This window comes from Variovorax sp. RTB1 (assembly GCF_035018765.1).
Taxonomy (GTDB): domain Bacteria; phylum Pseudomonadota; class Gammaproteobacteria; order Burkholderiales; family Burkholderiaceae_C; genus Variovorax.
Genome location: NZ_JASJXG010000025.1, coordinates 37865 through 54673 on the forward strand (window position 1 = coordinate 37865; position 16809 = coordinate 54673).

Below are 16809 nucleotides of genomic sequence, written 5' to 3' on the forward strand. Positions count from 1 at the left end.
TGGACTCCTGACAGTGAAAAATCTAACACCGACGACAGCTTAGGCCGCTTTTCTAACGCCGGTGTGACAACCCGTAGCCGCCCGAGTCTTACAGCGCTGCGAGCGCGGCCCGGACCTCTTCTGCGCTGAGGATTTCCGTCATGACGACCGGCGCTTTACCTGCGACGTGAAGCACATAGACCGGTACGCCGCTGCGGCCCAGCGCCGTCAGGGCGGCGGTGATCGTCGGATCCTGGCGGGTCCAGTCGGCGCGCAGCAGCGCCACGTTGCGCGCCTCGAAATCAGCCAGCACAGCGGCGTTGTTCAACGTCGCCTTCTTGTTGTACTGGCAGGTGACGCACCACGCCGCAGTGAAGTCGACGAACACCGGCCGGCCTTCGGCATTGAGTTCGGCCACGCGCGCCGCCGACCACGGTTGCCAGCGCGCGCCGCTCGCAGCGACAGCCGGTTCGACCGTGCGCACGATGTTGCCGCCGATGGCGACCACCACCGCCGCGCTGCACACCACCAGCAAGCCCGAGACGAGCATGCGAGTGCGGCCGCGCAGCGTGAACGACCAGGCGAGGGCAGAGAGGCACACCAGCAGCCCGAGCAACGCGCCAGCACCGTCGATGCCGCTTTGCTGGCCGAGCACCCACACCAGCCAGGCGACGGTGGCGAACATCGGAAACGCCATGACATGCCGCAGTGTTTCCATCCAGGCGCCCGGCTTTGGCAGCAGCCGTGCGACCGCCGGGATAAAGCCCGCTGCCAGGTACGGCAACGCAAGCCCGAAGCCGAGTGCGGCAAACAGCATCAGCGCCTGCGCAGCCGGCAGCGCGATGGCGAAGCCGAGCGAGGCGCCCATGAACGGCGCCGTGCAGGGCGAGGCGATGACGACGGCCAGGATTCCCGACAAGAAGTCGTTGGCGACCGGGTGCCTTACCTGCGCGGCGCATAGCGAATGCGGCACCAGGATGCCGAACTGGAAGACTCCGACCAGGTTGAGCCCGATCATCGTGAAGAGGCCGGCCAGCACCGCCACGACCACCGGCGACTGCAACTGAAAGCCCCAACCCATTTGTTCGCCGGCGGCACGCAACATCAGCATCGCACCGCCCAGCGCCAGGAACGACAACATCACGCCGGCCGTGTAGGCGACGCTGGCGCTGCGGTGGCCGCGCTTGTCGCCAGCCTGGCGTGCGAAACCCAGCACCTTGATCGCCAGCACGGGGAACACGCACGGCATCAGGTTGAGCAGCAGGCCGCCGATGAAGGCACCGAAGAGGGCGGCGATGAAGCTGCCAGCGGTGGCTGAGGTCGGGGTCGCAGCCAAGACCGCAGCCGCGTTGGCAGCCAGCGCGGATTGCAGGGCCGGCGAGACTTCTGCGCGCGGTGCGGAGGTCGGCCAGATGCCGGAGACGGGCGCTTCGGCACGCCATGCGATGGGCTGGCCGGGCTGGCGGTCCGACACTGCCAGTGTCACCACCACGGGCATGACGGTCGGGCGGGCGCTGCGCTGGTCGGCCAACGGGATGGTGGCGGTCCACGCCGCGCCGTCCCAAGCCTGCGTCCAGTCCTTGCCCGGAATCGCCGCGGTATGGATCACGTCGCCGGTTTCGGGGAAGAAGCCGAGCGTCTTGCCCTGCACCGCGGCGGGCAGGCCGTCGAGGCGCACCTTGAGCGTCTTGCCCTGCACCTCGATCGTGCCGGGCCGGGCGAGCGCGACCGGCTGCGCTGCCAGCGCCGCATCGAAGCCGGCCTTGTCGAGCGCGGTCGAGCCCTGAACCGGAAGCTTGAGAGAAAAATCGCCCTGCTCGGGAATGCATTCCTGCCGGCACACCAGCCACGACGCCTTGAGCCGGATGTCGATGTCGGGGCTACCAGTCAGCGAGGTGGCGGGCTTGAAGTCAGGCGCGACCATGAGCGGCACCGGCAACACTACCGTGCCTTCATAGCCGTAGTTGGCCAGCGTCCCGACCGCGATCTTTTCGGGCACCGGCCAGGCAATGTCGCCCGCGGTGATGCCGGGTGGCAGCGTCAGCGCCAGCTCGGTGGGCAAGCCGGAATCGCCAGCGTTCTTCCAGTAGGTGTGCCATTCCGGCTGGTGGGCGATCTGGAGGCCGACCCATACTGGGGCGCCAGGCGCCACGCCATCGGGCGCATAGGCAATGAGTTCGGCGCGCACGTGCGAGGTGGTGACGACGGCGCTGGTCTTGGGCGACAGCTGGGCGTGGGCTGGAAAGCTGAACGACAGCACGGTTGCTACGGAAACGAGAGCCGCCGTAGCGCTGCTGCGAGCCGCTTTGGACGCGTCATTGAACAACGTCCGGAACGATCCTCCCACGCCGGGCGTCGGTCGAGCGGGAAGAAGCGGTGCGGAAGGGTTCATGCCGGAATGTCGGAGCGGGGAGTGATCGAGTTAGTTCCGGCCGGCGCGGCCCAACCGAGGATGACCCGTCGGCTGTTAGCGCTTTTCTTCTCTATCTTCGTCACCACCACGGTGCCGATCTCCGACGTGTTTGCAACATGCGTGCCGCCGCAGGGCTGGAAGTCGATCTGCTCGCTTTCCTCCTCGCCGTTGCCAGTGCGCCCGATGCGGATCGTGCGCACCGTGCCGCTGCCACGCGGCGGCTGCACGCTCATGCTCTTGATCAGCGCCGGGTTGGCATCAAGCTCGGCATCCGTGATGGCGCCCACCGCCAGCGGATGCGCTGCGGCCACGAGCCGTGCGAGGCCGGCGGTCAGCGCGTCCTTGTCGAGCGGCTCGGTCATATGAAAGTCGAGCCGCGCGTAGTCGGGCGTGATCGAGCAGCCGTTGACCGGTTGCGGCACCAGATGGCACAGCAGATGGGTGGCGGTGTGAAAGCGCATGAGTCGATGGCGGCGTTCCCAGTCGATGCGAGCCATGACGCGATCGCCCGGCTGCAGCGTGGCGAGCAAAACGGCATCGTCAGCCTGATTGGGCGCCGGCAAATGAACGATCTCGGCGGTCGGCTTGCCGTCGGCATCTTTCGTCTTGCGGGTGTCGACGATGACCATTTCGCGCCCATCGGCCAGCGTCAAAACGCCACTGTCCCCGGCCTGACCGCCGCCAAGCGGGTAGAACACCGTGCGGTCCAGCACGATGCCCGCCTCGACGACGCGCACGATACGGGCTTCACATTCGCGCAGGTAGGCGTCGGTGCGGAACAGGTCTTCGGTCATGCGGCATGGTAGCGGCGATGCGCCAAAGGGGTGCGCTCACGGCAGAAAGCGCCTGTCGCCGACAGCGTTCGCCTGTGAGTCGAGCAAGCTACTCGGACGTCCGATGGACGTGCAAGGAGAATTCCGAATGAACCGATTTACGACGCGCCGGCCCGCCGAGGTGCTGACCGTCATGGCCGTCGCCACTGCAGTGCTGCTCGCCGCTTGCAGTGAAACCGCCAAGCTGCCGCCAGAACGCACGACCGGCCCCACACCCCAGCTGGCCGCCCCCAACCCGACGCTGATTCCCACCGTCAACATCGCTCCCGCCGTCGGCTGGACCGACACCGCCGGGCCGACGCCCGCCAGCGGGTTCGCGGTGACGGCCCTGGCGCGCGGGCTCGACCATCCGCGCTGGGTCTACGTGCTGCCGAACGGCGACGTGCTGGTGGCCGAAAGCAACAAGCCCCCGAAGCCGAACGAGCCGAAGGACGGCGGCGACGGCCTCTTCGCGCAGATCAGGCAAAAGATCATGGGCATGGTCATGAAGCGTGCAGGCGCCGGCACGCCCAGCGCCAACCGTATTACGCTGCTGCGTGACACTAACAACGACGGTGTGGCGGAGGTCAAGGAAATCTTCCTGCAGAACCTCACCTCGCCCTACGGCATGGTGCTGGTCGGCAACGAACTCTTCATCGCCAACGCCGATGCGTTGATAAAGGTGCCCTATACCGAAGGCCAGACCAAGATCACCGCAGCGCCCACGCTGGTGACCGACCTGCCGGCTGGCATCAACCACCACTGGACCAAGAACGTCATCGCCAACCGCGACGGCACCAAGCTCTATGTGACGGTCGGCTCCAACAGCAACATCGGCGAGAACGGCATCCCGGCCGAAGAAGGCCGAGCCGCCATATGGGAAGTCGATGTCAAGAGCGGCGCCAAGCGACTCTTCGCGAGCGGCCTGCGCAATCCGAACGGCATGGGTTTCGAGCCCGACACCCAAGTGCTGTGGACCGTGGTCAACGAGCGAGACGAGATCGGCAGCGACCTGGTTCCCGACTATCTCACCTCCGTCAAGGACGGCGCTTTCTATGGATGGCCGTGGAGCTACTACGGGGGCCATGTCGATGTGCGCGTCTCGCCGCAGCGACCCGACATGGTGGCCAAGGCGATCCCGCCCGACTTCGCGCTCGGTTCCCACGTGGCGCCGCTCGGCATGACCTTCTCCAGCGCGCGTGGCATGCCGGGCGATTTCGCCAATGGCGTGTTCATCGGCGAGCACGGCTCGTGGAACCGCAAGCCGCTGTCGGGCTACAAAGTGGTGTTTGTGCCCTTCATCGGCGGCCGCCCTAGTGGCGCGCCGGTCGATGTGCTCACCGGTTTTTTGACTGCCGACGAGAAGGCGCAAGGCAGACCGGTCGGCGTCGCGCTGGACAAGTCGGGTGCGCTGCTGGTGGCAGACGACGTGGGTAACGCTGTCTGGCGGGTGTCGAAGGCCAGGTAAGAGCGCCGGGCCGAGCCGAGCTAGAGGTCTGGGCTAGAACCCCTGCAGCACGACCTTCCCCTGTGCCTTGCCGCTCTCGACCAGCGCATGTGCCTTTATCAAGTTGGCCGCGTTGATGGTGCCGAGATTGGCGTTGACAGTCGTGCGGACCTTGCCAGCGTCGACCAGCGCTGCGACTTCGGCCAGCAGCTTGCCCTGCTCGTCCATGTCGGGCGTCTCGAAACGAGAGCGCGCGAACATCATTTCCCAATGCAGTGACAGGCACTTGGTCTTGAGCGGCATCGCGTCCAGCATCGGCATGTCGTCGATCACCGCGATGCTGCCTTGCGGCTTCAAGCTCTCGATGATCTGCGCGTAGTGCTGCACCGTCTGCGTGAGGCTGGCGACCATGTCGACCTCGCCGAAGCCACCGGCCCTGAGCTCGGTTGCAAGTGGCCTGGAATGGTCGATGACCGCATGCGCGCCGAGGTCCAGGCACCACCGGCGTGTCTCCGCGCGCGACGCGGTGGCAATGACCTTCAACTGCGTGAGCTGGCGGGCCAGCTGAATGAGGATCGAGCCGACGCCACCGGCACCGCCGACGATCAGCAGCGTCTGTCCGGCGCCGCCGCCCTTCGGTACGCCGAGCCGATCGAACAGGAGTTCGTAGGCAGTGATCGTGGTCAACGGCAGCGCGGCCGCTTGCGCATCGTCCAGGCTCGTCGGTGCCTTTGCCACGATGCGCTCGTCGACTGCGTGGAGCTCGCTGTTGGCCCCCGGCCGCGTGATCGAGCCGGCGTAGTACACGCGGTCGCCGACCTTGAAGTTCTTCACCTCGGCGCCGATCGCCTCGACGAGGCCGACCACATCCCAGCCCAGTACCTTGGTCTGGCCGGGCTCGGGCGCGGCGTTCTTGCGCACCTTGGTGTCGACCGGGTTGACCGAGATCGCTTTCACGCGCACCAGCAGGTCGCGCGGGCCGGGGCTGGGCGCGGACAGCTCGAAGTCTTCGAGCGCCGCAGGATCGTCGATGGGCAATGCGTGGCGGTAGCCGACAGCTTTCATGAATCGTTCTTTCTTGCTTTCGATCGGTATCGATCGGTTGTTGTCGGTGCTTGCGGGATCACACCATCGGCGTCACGGCCCCGTCCATCGCCAGGATCGCGCCGGTGATGTAGCTGGCTTTCGACGATGCCAGAAACACCACCGCGTTGGCGATTTCTTCCGGCGTGGCGATGCGGCCGAGCGGCAACCGCGCAGTGGCGCGCTTCAGCGCCTCGTCCATGTCGATGCCTTGCGCCTTGGCGTCGACGGCCAGGCCTTCCTGCAGCCGGGTGGTGAGCGTGAGGCCGGGGTTCACCGCATTCACGCGTACGCCCCGCGGCGCGTAGGCGACAGCCATGCCGGCGCTGACCAGCATGAGCGCCGCGTTGGCCGCGCCGCCCGGCATGTGGACGGGGCTCGCGACCTTGCCGCCGGCGCCGACGACGTTGACGATGGCGCCACGACCTCGCTGGCCCATGCGCTTGACCACCGGATCGATCATGTGGATGGTGGTGAAGTACTTGGCTTCCATCGCTTCATGCCAGACCATGGCGTCTAGCAGATCCGGCGGCGTGCGCTTGGCGGCACCGGCAGAGTTCACCAACACGTCGACCGGGCCGAAGTTGCCTTCGGCTGCATCAAGCGCCTCGATCGCCTCGGAGGGCAGCTTGAGATCGGCGGCATACAGCGCCACGCGGCTGGCGGCGTCGGGGAGTTGCTCAAGGAGCGTGCGCTTAGCTTGATCGAGATTCGCCTGGTCACGCGAGACCAGGCTGACGCGCGCGCCTTCGCGCAGAAAACCGAGCGCGCAAGCCAAGCCGATGCCTTTGCTGCCGCCGGTGATGAGGATGTGCTGGTGTTCGAGTTGGAGGTCCATGCCGCCATTGAAACACCGCTCTAAGATTGCTGCATGACCGCATCCAACGCCAGTGCCCCCAGTGCCCCCAGCGCTATCGCGTCAAATCGCTTCTGGGCCGACCTGACGACGCGCGACTTCGCGGCGCTCGACGCGACCCGCACCGTCGCGGTGCTGCCGCTCGGCGCGACCGAGCAGCACGGGCCGCATCTGCCGCTGGGTGTCGACACGCGACTGGCCGATGGCATCGTCGCCGCGATGCTCCCGTTGTTGCTGCCCGATGCATCGGTGCTGGTGCTGCCGACGCAGGCGATCGGCCTGAGCCCGGAGCACGCGCGCTTTGCCGGCACGCTGACGCTGTCGGCCGAAACGCTCATCCGGATGTGGAAAGAGATCGGCGCCGGCGTGGCCCGTGCCGGCATCAAGAAGCTAGTGCTCTTCAACGCCCACGGCGGGCATGTCGGCGCGATGGACGTCGTGGCGCGCGAGCTGCGCGAGGCGCACGACCTCATCGTCTACAGCGTGAGCTGGTTCAATTTGCCGCTGGGCGACGCAGGCACGCAGTTCGGTGCCGACGAGCATCGCTTCGGCGTGCATGCCGGCGACATCGAGACCTCGATGGTGCTGACGCTGCATCCTGAACTCGTCCGCATGCAGGCGGCAGAAGACTTCGCGTCCGCATCGCAGCAGCGCGCCGCGGACTACGCCATTTTGGGCAACGGCAAGAGCGCCAAGCTGGGCTGGGCCATGCAGGATTACAACGCGCAGGGCGCGGCTGGCAACGCGCTTGCGGCGACGGCGGTGAAGGGGCGCGCGGTGGTTGAAGCTGCTGCGCGACAACTCGCGCTGCTGCTCGCCGAAGTGGCACGCTTGCCCTTGTCGATTTTGGGAAAGGACCCGGTATGAAGATGAAAACAGAGGCAAGGGCAAAGGCAAAGGCAACAACGGGGGTGGCCTTCAGATCGGTCGCGCGCGTGCTTGGAGGCCTTGCTTGTACAACGTCGCTGGCCTTCACGCCGGCTGCTTTCGCCGACACGATCAAGGTGCTGACATCGGGCGCCTTCAAGCAAGTGGTGCTGGCCTTCGTGCCCGCCTTCGAAGCTGAAACCGGCAACAAGGTCGAAGTTGCCGATGGCACCGCCGGCGCCCTGCAAAAGCGTGTCGATGGCGGTGAGGCATTCGACGTGGTGGTCATCACGCCGGCGGCACTCGCGCGATACGCCGAGACAGGAAAGGTCGTGCCGTCCAGCGTTGCGACCCTGGCAAAAGTCGGCGCTGGCGTGGGTGTGAAGGCGGGCTCGTTGTTGCCGGAGATCCGCACGGTCGAACAGTTCAAGCAGACGGTTCTGAACGCCCGCGCTGTCGCGTACATCGACCCGGCAGCGGGGGGCTCGAGCGGCATCTACCTGCAAGGCTTGTTCGATCGGCTCGGCATCGGCTCGCAGGTCGCGGCCAAGGCGGTGCTCGTGCAGGGTGGGTACTCTGCGGCCAAGCTCGTGACAGGCGAGGCCGATCTGGCGATCCAGCAGATCAGCGAGATCCTGCCGGTAGCCGGCGTCACGCTGGTCGGTCCACTGCCTGAAGAAATCCAGAACTACACCAGCTATGCCGGCGGGGTCGGTGCGGCGTCGATGCATGCGGCCACCGCGCAAGCCTTCATGTCGCGCATGACCGGTGCGGGCGCGGCCGACGTCATTCGTTCCAAAGGCATGTTGGCGCCCTGACGTTATCGGTCTATCGGTCGCCGCTCATCCTTCACTGGCCTCTGATCAGCCGGCGGCTGGCGTCATCCCGAAAGGCACGGATTCGGTCTTGCCAACCTTGACCGAGCCGTCAGGCCGCTCGCAGGTGCCGATCAGCAATCCGCTCGCCACGGCTCTCGCACGCAGCGCATCCACGATCTCATCGCGCCCCGGTGTTTCGGAAAACGCCTCGCCGGGCTTCAACGCGAAGATTTGAAATGCATAGCGATGCACGCCGTGACCGGGTGGCGGATCGGGTGGCAACCAGGCCGACTGCAGATAAGAGTTGCGACCGGTGTGCAGGCCAGCGCCGTCGTGCTCCGAACTCGCGAGTGCGCCTTCGGCGATGCCGCCGTCCTGCGGTGGCAGATCGACCACGATCGCATGCACCAGCGGGTTGGGCGTCGGCGAGTCGGCGTCTTCCACCAGCAGCACCAGGCTCGCGACATCGGCCGGAACCTTGGCCCATTGCAGCGGGGGCGAGTGGCCGATGCCGTCGGCCGTGTAGCGATCGGGAATGGGTGCGTGATCGACGAAGGCGAGGCTCGAGACTTCGATCGCCGCGAGGCCGCTGCGCAGGCCGAGCGTGTTGAACACGAGTTGGTCGAGGCCGGCACGCACATCGTGCAATGCGTGACCGATGACGTCGGGTAATTTTTCAAGCATGGGACGAGGTATAGCGCGCCTGTCCGGCGCGGGTTGTAGGACGGTGCATGACATGCGCAGCACAAGGTTGCCACCAGAATGTTTTCGAAACGAACACGTCATTCTCCATGCGCACCCCGCCCTCGTCTCCCGCATCTTTCCCGGCGCAGCCGCGCGCTTCTACCGGCATTGCCGGACTCGACAGCGTGCTCGGCGGCGGCCTGCCGCGGGGCCATCTTTACCTGCTCGAAGGAACGCCGGGCGCTGGCAAGACCACCCTCGGCCTGCAATTTCTTCTGGACGGTCGCGAGCGCGGCGAGCGCGGTTTGTACGTGACCCTTTCGGAGACCGCGACCGAGCTCGGCATCGTCGCCGCTTCGCACGGCTGGTCGCTCGAAGGCATCGAGGTTTTTGAGCTCGTGACTGAAGAGGGCCTGAGTCCGTCGGCCGAGCAGTCGATTCTCTATTCGTCCGAAGTCGAACTCGGGGAAACGACGCGCGGAGTCATGTCAGCGGTCCAGCGGTTGACGCCCAGCCGTGTCGTCTTCGACAGTCTTTCCGAGATGCGTTTGCTGGCGCAAGACCCGTTGCGCTACCGCCGTCAGATTCTGGCGCTCAAGCATTTTTTCGCCGCGCGCGAATGCACGGTGCTGCTCCTCGACGACATGACGGCTTCGGGTGGCGACCTGCAATTGCACAGCATCGCCCATGGTGTGCTGGGGCTGGATCAGGCCAGCGGAGACTACGGCCCGGTACGGCGCCATTTGCGCATCGTGAAGATGCGTGGCGTGAAGTACCGCGGTGGCGACCACGACGTGAGCTTGGACACCGGTGGCCTTGAAGTATTTCCGCGTCTCATCGCCTCTGAACACAGGACGGAGTTCGAGGCGTCATCGGTCTGCACGGGAACCACCGCATTCGATGCGTTGCTCGGCGGTGGCCTGGCGCGTGGCAGCAATACGTTGTTCATTGGTCCGTCGGGCGTGGGCAAGACGACGACCGCCATGTCTTGCGTGCTCGCCGCATTGCAACGTGGCGAGCGCGCTTCTTACTACCTGTTCGACGAAGGGATGGGCACCTTGCTGCAGCGCTGCGACTCGCTGAATCTGCCGATTCGCAACTACCTCGACAACGGTCAGCTCGAGGTCTTCGCGCTCGACCCGGCCGAGGTATCACCGGGGCAGTTCACCAACATGGTTCGCAATGCAGTGCAAAAACGCGGCGCCTGCACCGTAGTGATCGACAGTCTCAATGCGTACCTGCAAGCCATGCCGGGTGCCAAGTTCCTGCTGCTGCAGATGCACGAGCTGCTCAACTTCTTGAATCAGCAGGGCATCGTTACTTTGCTGGTGCTCGGGCAGCATGGCATCGTCGGCGACGTGCGCAGCGACCTCGACCTCAGCTATTTGTCGGACGCCATCGTGCTGTTCCGTTTTTTCGAGGCGCGCGGGCAGCTCTTGAAGGCGGTGTCGGTGGTCAAGAGCCGGACGAACCGGCACGAGCTGACGATTCGCGAGTTCAGGCTGGGCGATGCGGGCGTCGAAGTGGGGCCTGCCTTGACCGATTTCGAGGGCGTTCTGTCGGGCGTGCCGTCTTACAGAGGTGGTGTCCGTTTGCTCGGCGACGCGATGGTTGCCGCCGCCTGAGCATGGAAGGGCGCGTACTGATTCATACGCCGCGCGGACGCGATGCCGCGGTGGTTCAAAAGGTTCTGGCCGGTCGCGATCTGGTGGCGTTGGTGTGCGAGTCGGCCGAGGAAATGCTGACCAATCTCGATGAAGGCGCGGCGACCGCGATCCTGACCGAAGAGTCTTTGCTGCAAGTGCCGGAGATGCCGTTGAGCGCCTGGCTCACCGCGCAGCCCAGCTGGTCCGATTTTCCTTTTATCGTGTTGGCTTCGCGCGATGCCAATGGTCGTTCGCGAAGGGCGCTTGCGCTGCTGCAGAAACTCGGCAACGTGTTCGTATTGGAGCGGCCAGTGCATTCCGAAACTCTAGCGCGAGCTGCCGACGCCGCAGTGCGTGCGCGTCGCCGCCAATACGCGACGCGGCTCAACCTGCAGCAACTGCAGGACACGCGTGCCGAAGTCGAACGGCTGAACGGCGCGCTCGAGGAACGCATCGTGTCGCGCACCCGCGAGCTGGCCGGCGCCAACGACCGCCTGATGGCTGAGATCGCTGAACGGGAGCGGGCCCAGGCCGCGTTGATCCAGGTGCAGAAGATGGAGGCGATCGGTCGGCTCACGGGCGGCATCGCGCACGACTTCAACAACCTGCTGCACGTGGTCAACATGAACCTCGACATGGTGTCGCGTGTCGCCAAGGACGACAAGGTGCTGGGCATCGCGGCGCGCGCGAAGGGTGCGGTCGGACGCGGCGCCAAGCTGACCGGGCAACTGCTTTCCTTCGCTCGCAACCAGTCGCTGTTGCCGCGGCTGACCGACGTCAATGCGCTGCTGGAAGGGTTACGCGAACTGGTCGCGGTATCGGTCGGGCCGTCCGTCAACGTCGAACTGCAGCTGGCCGACGAACCCGTCTGGGCCGTGCTCGACGCCAATCAGCTGGAAATGGCCGTGCTCAATCTGGCGGTCAATGCGCGCGACGCCATGCCGGGCGGTGGCGCCCTGACCATCTGCGCATCTGTGGCCCACATGGCTTCTAGTGCGGACGGCCGAGACGCCGGGCATGGCGCTGATCCTGTGGGCGCCTTGTTGAAGCCCGGTCCCTATGTCGCCGTGTCGGTGGTCGACACCGGCGCTGGCATTCCTCCTCATCTGTTGACCAAGGTGTTCGACCCGTTCTTCACGACCAAGCCAGTAGGCAGCGGCACGGGCCTGGGGCTGAGCCAGGTCTATGGCTTCGCGCAGCAGTCGGGCGGCATTGCCACGGTGCGCAGCGAGGAAGGTCGCGGCACCGTGGTCGAGATGCGCTTTCCGGCGTCGAACGATCGGGTCCAAGCCGGGGCCTCGAACGCTGCGATACCGACGCCGGACGTCGCCGCCGAGCGGCAGAGGGTGCTGGTGATCGAAGACGACGCCGAGGTTCGCCGCGCCATCGTCGACAGTCTGACGATGCTGGGTTACGCGGTGAGCGAAGCGGCTGGCGGTGCCAGTGGACTGGCCGCGCTCGGGGCTGCGCCGCAGGATTTGCTGATCGTCGACTACGCCATGCCCGGCATGAATGGCGCCGAAGTGATCGCCAGGGCGCGCGAGCAGGCAGGCGATATTCCGGTGATCCTGGCGACCGGCTATGCCGACATGGCCGAGGTCGGACGTGTGCTCGGTACGCAGTCGATCCTGATCAAGCCTTTCGATATTTCGACACTCGCAACAGCCGTGTCAAAGGCGCTGCAGCCTGCGCTCGTCGCACCGACAGAACACAGTTAGCCGTCAGCTTGGTCGCTCTATCATCGGGCGGTTTCAACAACCGACAAAAGGGAAAAGCATGGGAATCATCTGGACAATTCTGATCGGCTTCATCGCCGGTCTGGTGGCACGTGCCGTGCTGCCGGGCAACCAGTCGCTGGGCTTCATCCTGACCACGGTCCTCGGAATTGCAGGATCGCTTATCGCGACCTACATCGGGCAGGCCATGGGTTGGTACACGGCGGGTGCAGGCGCGGGCTTCATCGCCTCGGTGGTCGGCGCGATCGTGTTGCTGGTGCTCTACGGGCTCGTTGCGCGCAAGAGCTGAACCCACAGACAAGGAGAAAATCATGGGATTGATGGACATTCTTCAGAGCGCGCTGGCTGGTAACGGCGCTGCGAACGAAGCAAATGCCGAACAGCATTTCGATCAAGCGGCTCAGCACGCGTCGACCGACGAATTGGGAGCCGGCCTGGCGGGCGCGATGCGCTCCGACCAGACACCGCCGTTCGGTGACATGGTCGGCAAGCTGTTCGGCCAATCGTCTTCTGCGCAGCAGGCGGGCGTGCTGAACCAGATTCTTGCCACGCTCGGGCCTGCTGCCGCATCCGCCATCGCAGGCGGTGCGCTGGGCCGCATCCTGTCGCCCGGCCAGACGCAGGTCACGCCGGACCAGGCATCGCAGTTGTCGCCGGCGCAGGTGACCGACATCGCGGCGCATGCCGAGCAGTCGCACCCCGGCATCGTCGATCAGGTGAGCCAGTTCTATGCGCAGCATTCGGGGCTCATCAAGATGCTCGGCAGCGCTGCGTTGATGGTCACGCTCGCAAAGATGAAAGAGAACGCGACAGCGCGCGGATAGCCTGAAGTCAGGCGCGCATGGCGCCGGGTTGCCAGAGTGCGCATAAAGTCACAGGCGCGCCCGACGGCCATGCGCTGCAGTCGTACAAACCCAGTGGTTTGCGTATGATGACCTTTGTAATTGATTGTTTCATGGCAATCAATTTGCAACCGTTTTCATGCGCTCCAGGGACACGATCATGCAAGCCACTCGAAGAGGATTTGGCCGGACGGCTGCTGCCATCGGTTTGTTGGGTGCGACGGGCGCCGCCACCCTGATCGGGACGACGTCGTTTGCCCAGGCTGCGCGCCGCGTCCCGGGTTGGAAGATCATCGTCGGCCAGTCCATCCCCATGACCGGCGCGGCCAACGAAATCGGCATGGCATTTGCGGCGGGCGCCAAGCTCTACGTCGACGCGTGGAACGAGCATGGCACCACCGGCCCGACGCTCGAACTGCGCCAGCTCGACGATGGCTACGACGCAGAGCGAGCCAAGGCCAATTCCACCAAGTTGCTGGGCAACGGCGCCGATGTGTTGTTCGGCTATGTCGGTACCGCCAGCAGCATGGCCGGCGCACAAGTGGCACAGCAGCAGGGCGCAGCGTTTTTCGCCCCTTTTGCGGCTCCCGACTTGTTGCGCGACAAGGCGCACGCCAACGTTTTCCATGTACGGCCGAGCATGGCCGACGAGGCTTTTGCGATGCTCCGGCACTGCGACATCCTCGGGCAAAAGCGCATCGCGGTCGTCGCCGACGACGACGCGATGGGGCGCGCCGCACTGCAGGCGGTGCAAGACGCCGCGGTCGAATTGAAGCTGGCGCCTCCGGTTGCAACCGTGTTCGTCAAGCCGGGCAGCACGCAAGTGGCCGCCGCGGTAGCCGTCATCGCCAAGGCTGAACCGCAGACCATCATCCAGGCGTCGCTCTCATCGACCACCGCAGCGTTCGTGCGCGAGATGCGCAAGACCGGCTACGGGAGCGCGTTCATGACGTTCTCTGTCGTTGGCATCGATCCGCTCTACACCGCGCTCGGCAAGGAAATCCGTGGCGTCATCATTTCGCAGGTGGTGCCGTCGCCGCGCAGTTCGGCCACGGTCGCCATCGTCAAGGAATATCTGGCGGCGGTCGGCGACTCGGATCAGATCGCGTCGTACGAAGGACTTGAAGGTTTCATCGCCGCCAAGGCGTTGGCCGAGGCTGCACGCCGCGCCGGGCCGTCCCCCACACGCGTGGCGCTGCAAAAAGCCATGACCGGCATGACCGACTACGACGTCGGCGGCTTTCGCGTGAACCTGCGTCCGCCACTGCACGATGCGGCACGCGCGGTCGACCTGGTCTACATCACGGCCGAGGGGCGCGTACTGCGCTGATGCCGTGCACGCGTCGCGGAGGCATTCGCTCATGTCGTGCGCGGCGCTGCTCGCTGCCGTGAGTGTCGGAACCGTCGAAGCGCAGGTGCAGCGCTGCACCGACGCGAATGGCAAGGTCTCGTATTCGGACGCGATGTGCGACGGCGACCGCGCCGTCAAGGTGTTCAGTGCGGGGTCGACCGCCAGCCAGCAGTGGAAGCCGGAGGGTTATCGTGCGCCGCTGCCGATGGTTCCACCACCGAACGCCCGACCTGTGCAGGTTCGTCAAATACGATGACCGCATGCCGCCTCGCGTTCCCAGTGTTCCAAAAGTCCCCAAGGCGCCAAAAGTCCCGCGCATTCCCCGCAGTCACCACTACCACGTGTATGTCGTGGAGCTCGACGACCAGGTCTGGAACAGCACGCGTTTTCGCAAGGCCAACTCTGGCTGGATGCTGGGCAAGCCCTTCGTCTACGTCGGCATGACGGGGCTCGATCCCGACGTGCGCTTCGACAAGCACAAGGCTGGTATCCAGGCCAACGTGTTCGTGCGCGACTTCGGTGTGCGGCTGCTGCCGAAACTCTACGATCGCTACAACCCGATGCCATACGACGCAGCGCGTGACATGGAGGTCGAACTCGGCATCTCGCTGCGCAGACTCGGCTTCGGTGTCTGGCAGGCTTGACGCACGAGGTGCCTCGGCTGGCACACTGGTCCGCATGCACCTGCTTTCTTCCACGATATTCGCTGCCTTGTTGATCGCCACCACGCCGTCCGCGACGTTTGCAGCGCAAGGTCATGGTCATGCTGCCGCGGCTGCAGCACAGATTGAAGACGTCATGGGCTCGCGGCTCGCCGCGGCGATCGACGGTCCGCAACGCAGTGCTGCCAATCGCGCACGCGATGCGGCGCGCCATCCTGTCGAAACCTTGCGCTTCTTTGGCCTCACGCCCGGCCGGACAGTGATCGAGATCGCTCCGGGCGGCGGCTGGTACACCGAGATCCTTGCGCCGTACCTGCGCGACGGCGGCAAGTTCTACGCCGCCTATGAACCGGATGAAAGCCCGGACGCCCGGGCTTCGCGCCAGCGCTTTGAGAAGAAGCTGGAAGCCAGCCCGGACGTCTATGGCCGTACTGTTCTCGGCACGATGCCCGCTGCCGGACGCGGCTTCGTCGGCATCGCGCCCAAGGGAGGTGCCGACTTGGTGCTCACCTTTCGCAACATCCACAACTGGATCGAGGCCGGTGATTTCGACGATATGCTGCGCGCGTTCTATGCGGTGCTCAAGCCCGGCGGCGTGCTCGGCGTCGAAGAGCATCGCGCGCCGGCCGGCACCTCGCTCGCCCGCGTCATCGCCAGCGGCTACGTGCCGGAAGATTTCGTCATTGCCCGCGCCCGCGCAGCGGGCTTCGAACTGGCAGCGCGCAGCGAGATCAACGCCAACGCGCGCGACACCAAAGACCATCCGAACGGCGTCTGGTCGCTGCCGCCGACGTTGCGCGGTGGTGATGTCGACCGGAAAAGGTTCGAAGGCATCGGCGAGTCCGACCGCATGACCTTGAACTTCGTGAAGCCGCTGCGCTGAAGGCGGCTTCAGGCGCACGTTTCAGGCGTACGTTTCAGGCGTACGTAACCCAGCTCTCGTAGTCCGGCCCGTCGAGGTGCGGCAGCGTGTTGTAGGTGACCAGCATGTGGCGCTTCGGCGTGAACACGAACTCTGTGACCGAGGTGTTCCGAATGCGCATGTTGAGCTCGATCGTCGTCTCCGCGCTGGTCCCCAATACATGGCCGACCGCCGTGCTGATCGGCCCGCCGCTCGACACCACCAGCACCTTGGCGCCATGGTGCCTGTCTCGCACATGGTCTAGCGCGGTCGTGACGCCCGCCAGAAAGTCGATGTAGTTGGGCATGCCGACCGGCTCGGTCTTGCCCTGCATCCACGCGGCGAGGCCAGTGCGAAGTAGCCGGAAATGATGGCGGTACATCTCCGGTGAATCGGCTTTTTCAAGCTTCTCCGGATGGATCGTCGCAATGATGGCCTCGCTGTCGTACTCGTTCAGCCCCGGCCACGGCAGCACGTCGTCGCGCTCGATGCCCAAACCCTTGGCGATGCCGTTCCATGTCTGGACATGGCGCTTGAGCGTTCCGGTGATCACCGCGTCGAACTTCACGCCCCGTTCGCGCCAGTACTCGCCAAGCCGCACGGCCTGACGGATTCCCAAATCGCTCAAGTTGTCGTAGTCCAACGCCCCGAAGCTTGCTTGTCCGTGGCGCACGAAGTAGAGGGTTCCCATGAGTCTATTTGGCAATAGCAG

General features: G+C 65.3%; 17 protein-coding genes. 11 read left to right on the forward strand and 6 right to left on the reverse strand.

Going from position 1 to position 16809, the window contains the following annotated elements:
• Window positions 1-88 precede the first annotated feature (88 nt).
• Window positions 89-2371, reverse strand: coding sequence for a protein-disulfide reductase DsbD family protein (locus QN397_RS16070; RefSeq protein WP_323498380.1), 2283 nt, complete (start codon window positions 2369-2371; stop codon window positions 89-91).
• Window positions 2368-3186 carry an alanyl-tRNA editing protein gene (locus tag QN397_RS16075; protein WP_323498381.1) on the reverse strand — a complete coding sequence of 273 codons (819 nt, stop codon included), beginning with the start codon at window positions 3184-3186 and terminating at the stop codon, window positions 2368-2370. Before QN397_RS16075 ends, QN397_RS16070 begins: the two co-directional genes overlap by 4 nt.
• A gap of 127 nt (window positions 3187-3313) precedes the next feature.
• Between QN397_RS16075 and QN397_RS16080 the strand changes: the two genes are divergently transcribed.
• On the forward strand, window positions 3314-4672 hold the full coding sequence (locus QN397_RS16080) for a PQQ-dependent sugar dehydrogenase (RefSeq protein ID WP_416352213.1): 1359 nt from the start codon (window positions 3314-3316) through the stop codon (window positions 4670-4672).
• A 33-nt stretch (window positions 4673-4705) separates the two neighbouring features.
• Here the strand turns inward: QN397_RS16080 and QN397_RS16085 are convergent, their stop codons facing one another.
• Both QN397_RS16085 and QN397_RS16090 read right to left on the reverse strand, forming a co-directional pair.
• A complete protein-coding gene (locus tag QN397_RS16085; RefSeq protein ID WP_323498382.1) occupies window positions 4706-5716 on the reverse strand; it encodes a zinc-binding alcohol dehydrogenase family protein in 1011 nt (336 codons plus the stop codon).
• Between the two features lie 58 nt (window positions 5717-5774).
• Window positions 5775-6572 carry an SDR family oxidoreductase gene (locus QN397_RS16090; protein ID WP_323498383.1) on the reverse strand — a complete coding sequence of 266 codons (798 nt, stop codon included), beginning with the start codon at window positions 6570-6572 and terminating at the stop codon, window positions 5775-5777.
• A gap of 33 nt (window positions 6573-6605) precedes the next feature.
• On the opposite strand from QN397_RS16090, the gene QN397_RS16095 reads away from it, so the two are divergent.
• Complete coding sequence (locus QN397_RS16095) at window positions 6606-7457, forward strand: creatininase family protein (protein ID WP_323498384.1); 852 nt, start codon at window positions 6606-6608, stop codon at window positions 7455-7457.
• Complete coding sequence (locus QN397_RS16100; protein ID WP_323498385.1) at window positions 7454-8275, forward strand: substrate-binding domain-containing protein; 822 nt, start codon at window positions 7454-7456, stop codon at window positions 8273-8275. Before QN397_RS16095 ends, QN397_RS16100 begins: the two co-directional genes overlap by 4 nt.
• 45 nt (window positions 8276-8320) lie before the next feature.
• Here the strand turns inward: QN397_RS16100 and QN397_RS16105 are convergent, their stop codons facing one another.
• The gene (locus QN397_RS16105) at window positions 8321-8959 is read right to left on the reverse strand and encodes a YbhB/YbcL family Raf kinase inhibitor-like protein (protein ID WP_323498386.1); all 639 of its coding nucleotides are present in this window, start codon (window positions 8957-8959) and stop codon (window positions 8321-8323) included.
• A gap of 107 nt (window positions 8960-9066) precedes the next feature.
• On the opposite strand from QN397_RS16105, the gene QN397_RS16110 reads away from it, so the two are divergent.
• The 8 genes from QN397_RS16110 (at window position 9067) to QN397_RS16145 (ending at window position 16079) form a co-directional block, all read left to right on the forward strand.
• Window positions 9067-10584, forward strand: a complete 1518-nt coding sequence (locus tag QN397_RS16110; protein ID WP_323498387.1) for an ATPase domain-containing protein — start codon at window positions 9067-9069, stop codon at window positions 10582-10584.
• Window positions 10585-10586: 2 nt separating this feature from the next.
• Window positions 10587-12323: a response regulator gene (locus tag QN397_RS16115; RefSeq protein ID WP_323498388.1), complete on the forward strand. Its 1737-nt coding sequence runs from the start codon at window positions 10587-10589 to the stop codon at window positions 12321-12323.
• 58 nt (window positions 12324-12381) lie between these two features.
• The gene (locus QN397_RS16120) at window positions 12382-12630 is read left to right on the forward strand and encodes a GlsB/YeaQ/YmgE family stress response membrane protein (RefSeq protein WP_323498389.1); all 249 of its coding nucleotides are present in this window, start codon (window positions 12382-12384) and stop codon (window positions 12628-12630) included.
• A gap of 22 nt (window positions 12631-12652) precedes the next feature.
• Window positions 12653-13165 carry a hypothetical protein gene (locus tag QN397_RS16125; RefSeq protein WP_323498390.1) on the forward strand — a complete coding sequence of 171 codons (513 nt, stop codon included), beginning with the start codon at window positions 12653-12655 and terminating at the stop codon, window positions 13163-13165.
• Between the two features lie 178 nt (window positions 13166-13343).
• Window positions 13344-14513, forward strand: coding sequence for an ABC transporter substrate-binding protein (locus QN397_RS16130; RefSeq protein ID WP_323498391.1), 1170 nt, complete (start codon window positions 13344-13346; stop codon window positions 14511-14513).
• Between the two features lie 58 nt (window positions 14514-14571).
• The gene (locus QN397_RS16135; protein WP_323498392.1) at window positions 14572-14790 is read left to right on the forward strand and encodes a DUF4124 domain-containing protein; all 219 of its coding nucleotides are present in this window, start codon (window positions 14572-14574) and stop codon (window positions 14788-14790) included.
• 4 nt (window positions 14791-14794) lie between these two features.
• Window positions 14795-15178, forward strand: a complete 384-nt coding sequence (locus tag QN397_RS16140) for a hypothetical protein (RefSeq protein WP_323498393.1) — start codon at window positions 14795-14797, stop codon at window positions 15176-15178.
• Window positions 15179-15212: 34 nt separating this feature from the next.
• Entirely contained in the window at window positions 15213-16079 is an 867-nt protein-coding gene (locus QN397_RS16145; RefSeq protein WP_323498394.1) for a methyltransferase, read from the forward strand.
• A gap of 34 nt (window positions 16080-16113) precedes the next feature.
• On the opposite strand, the gene QN397_RS16150 is transcribed toward QN397_RS16145, so the two are convergent.
• On the reverse strand, window positions 16114-16788 hold the full coding sequence (locus QN397_RS16150; RefSeq protein ID WP_323498395.1) for a histidine phosphatase family protein: 675 nt from the start codon (window positions 16786-16788) through the stop codon (window positions 16114-16116).
• Between the last annotated feature and the right edge of the window lie 21 nt (window positions 16789-16809).

Coding starts and splice junctions, on each gene's coding strand:
- QN397_RS16130 (WP_323498391.1), top strand. CDS start 13,344: ATGCAAGCCACTCGAAGAGGATTTGGCCGGACGGCTGCTGCCATCGGT.
- QN397_RS16125 (WP_323498390.1), top strand. CDS start 12,653: ATGGGATTGATGGACATTCTTCAGAGCGCGCTGGCTGGTAACGGCGCT.
- QN397_RS16145 (WP_323498394.1), top strand. CDS start 15,213: ATGCACCTGCTTTCTTCCACGATATTCGCTGCCTTGTTGATCGCCACC.
- QN397_RS16095 (WP_323498384.1), top strand. CDS start 6,606: ATGACCGCATCCAACGCCAGTGCCCCCAGTGCCCCCAGCGCTATCGCG.
- QN397_RS16150 (WP_323498395.1), bottom strand. CDS start 16,788: ATGGGAACCCTCTACTTCGTGCGCCACGGACAAGCAAGCTTCGGGGCG.
- QN397_RS16075 (WP_323498381.1), bottom strand. CDS start 3,186: ATGACCGAAGACCTGTTCCGCACCGACGCCTACCTGCGCGAATGTGAA.
- QN397_RS16105 (WP_323498386.1), bottom strand. CDS start 8,959: ATGCTTGAAAAATTACCCGACGTCATCGGTCACGCATTGCACGATGTG.
- QN397_RS16070 (WP_323498380.1), bottom strand. CDS start 2,371: ATGAACCCTTCCGCACCGCTTCTTCCCGCTCGACCGACGCCCGGCGTG.
- QN397_RS16115 (WP_323498388.1), top strand. CDS start 10,587: ATGGAAGGGCGCGTACTGATTCATACGCCGCGCGGACGCGATGCCGCG.
- QN397_RS16100 (WP_323498385.1), top strand. CDS start 7,454: ATGAAGATGAAAACAGAGGCAAGGGCAAAGGCAAAGGCAACAACGGGG.
- QN397_RS16080 (WP_416352213.1), top strand. CDS start 3,314: ATGAACCGATTTACGACGCGCCGGCCCGCCGAGGTGCTGACCGTCATG.
- QN397_RS16140 (WP_323498393.1), top strand. CDS start 14,795: ATGCCGCCTCGCGTTCCCAGTGTTCCAAAAGTCCCCAAGGCGCCAAAA.
- QN397_RS16090 (WP_323498383.1), bottom strand. CDS start 6,572: ATGGACCTCCAACTCGAACACCAGCACATCCTCATCACCGGCGGCAGC.
- QN397_RS16120 (WP_323498389.1), top strand. CDS start 12,382: ATGGGAATCATCTGGACAATTCTGATCGGCTTCATCGCCGGTCTGGTG.
- QN397_RS16110 (WP_323498387.1), top strand. CDS start 9,067: ATGCGCACCCCGCCCTCGTCTCCCGCATCTTTCCCGGCGCAGCCGCGC.
- QN397_RS16085 (WP_323498382.1), bottom strand. CDS start 5,716: ATGAAAGCTGTCGGCTACCGCCACGCATTGCCCATCGACGATCCTGCG.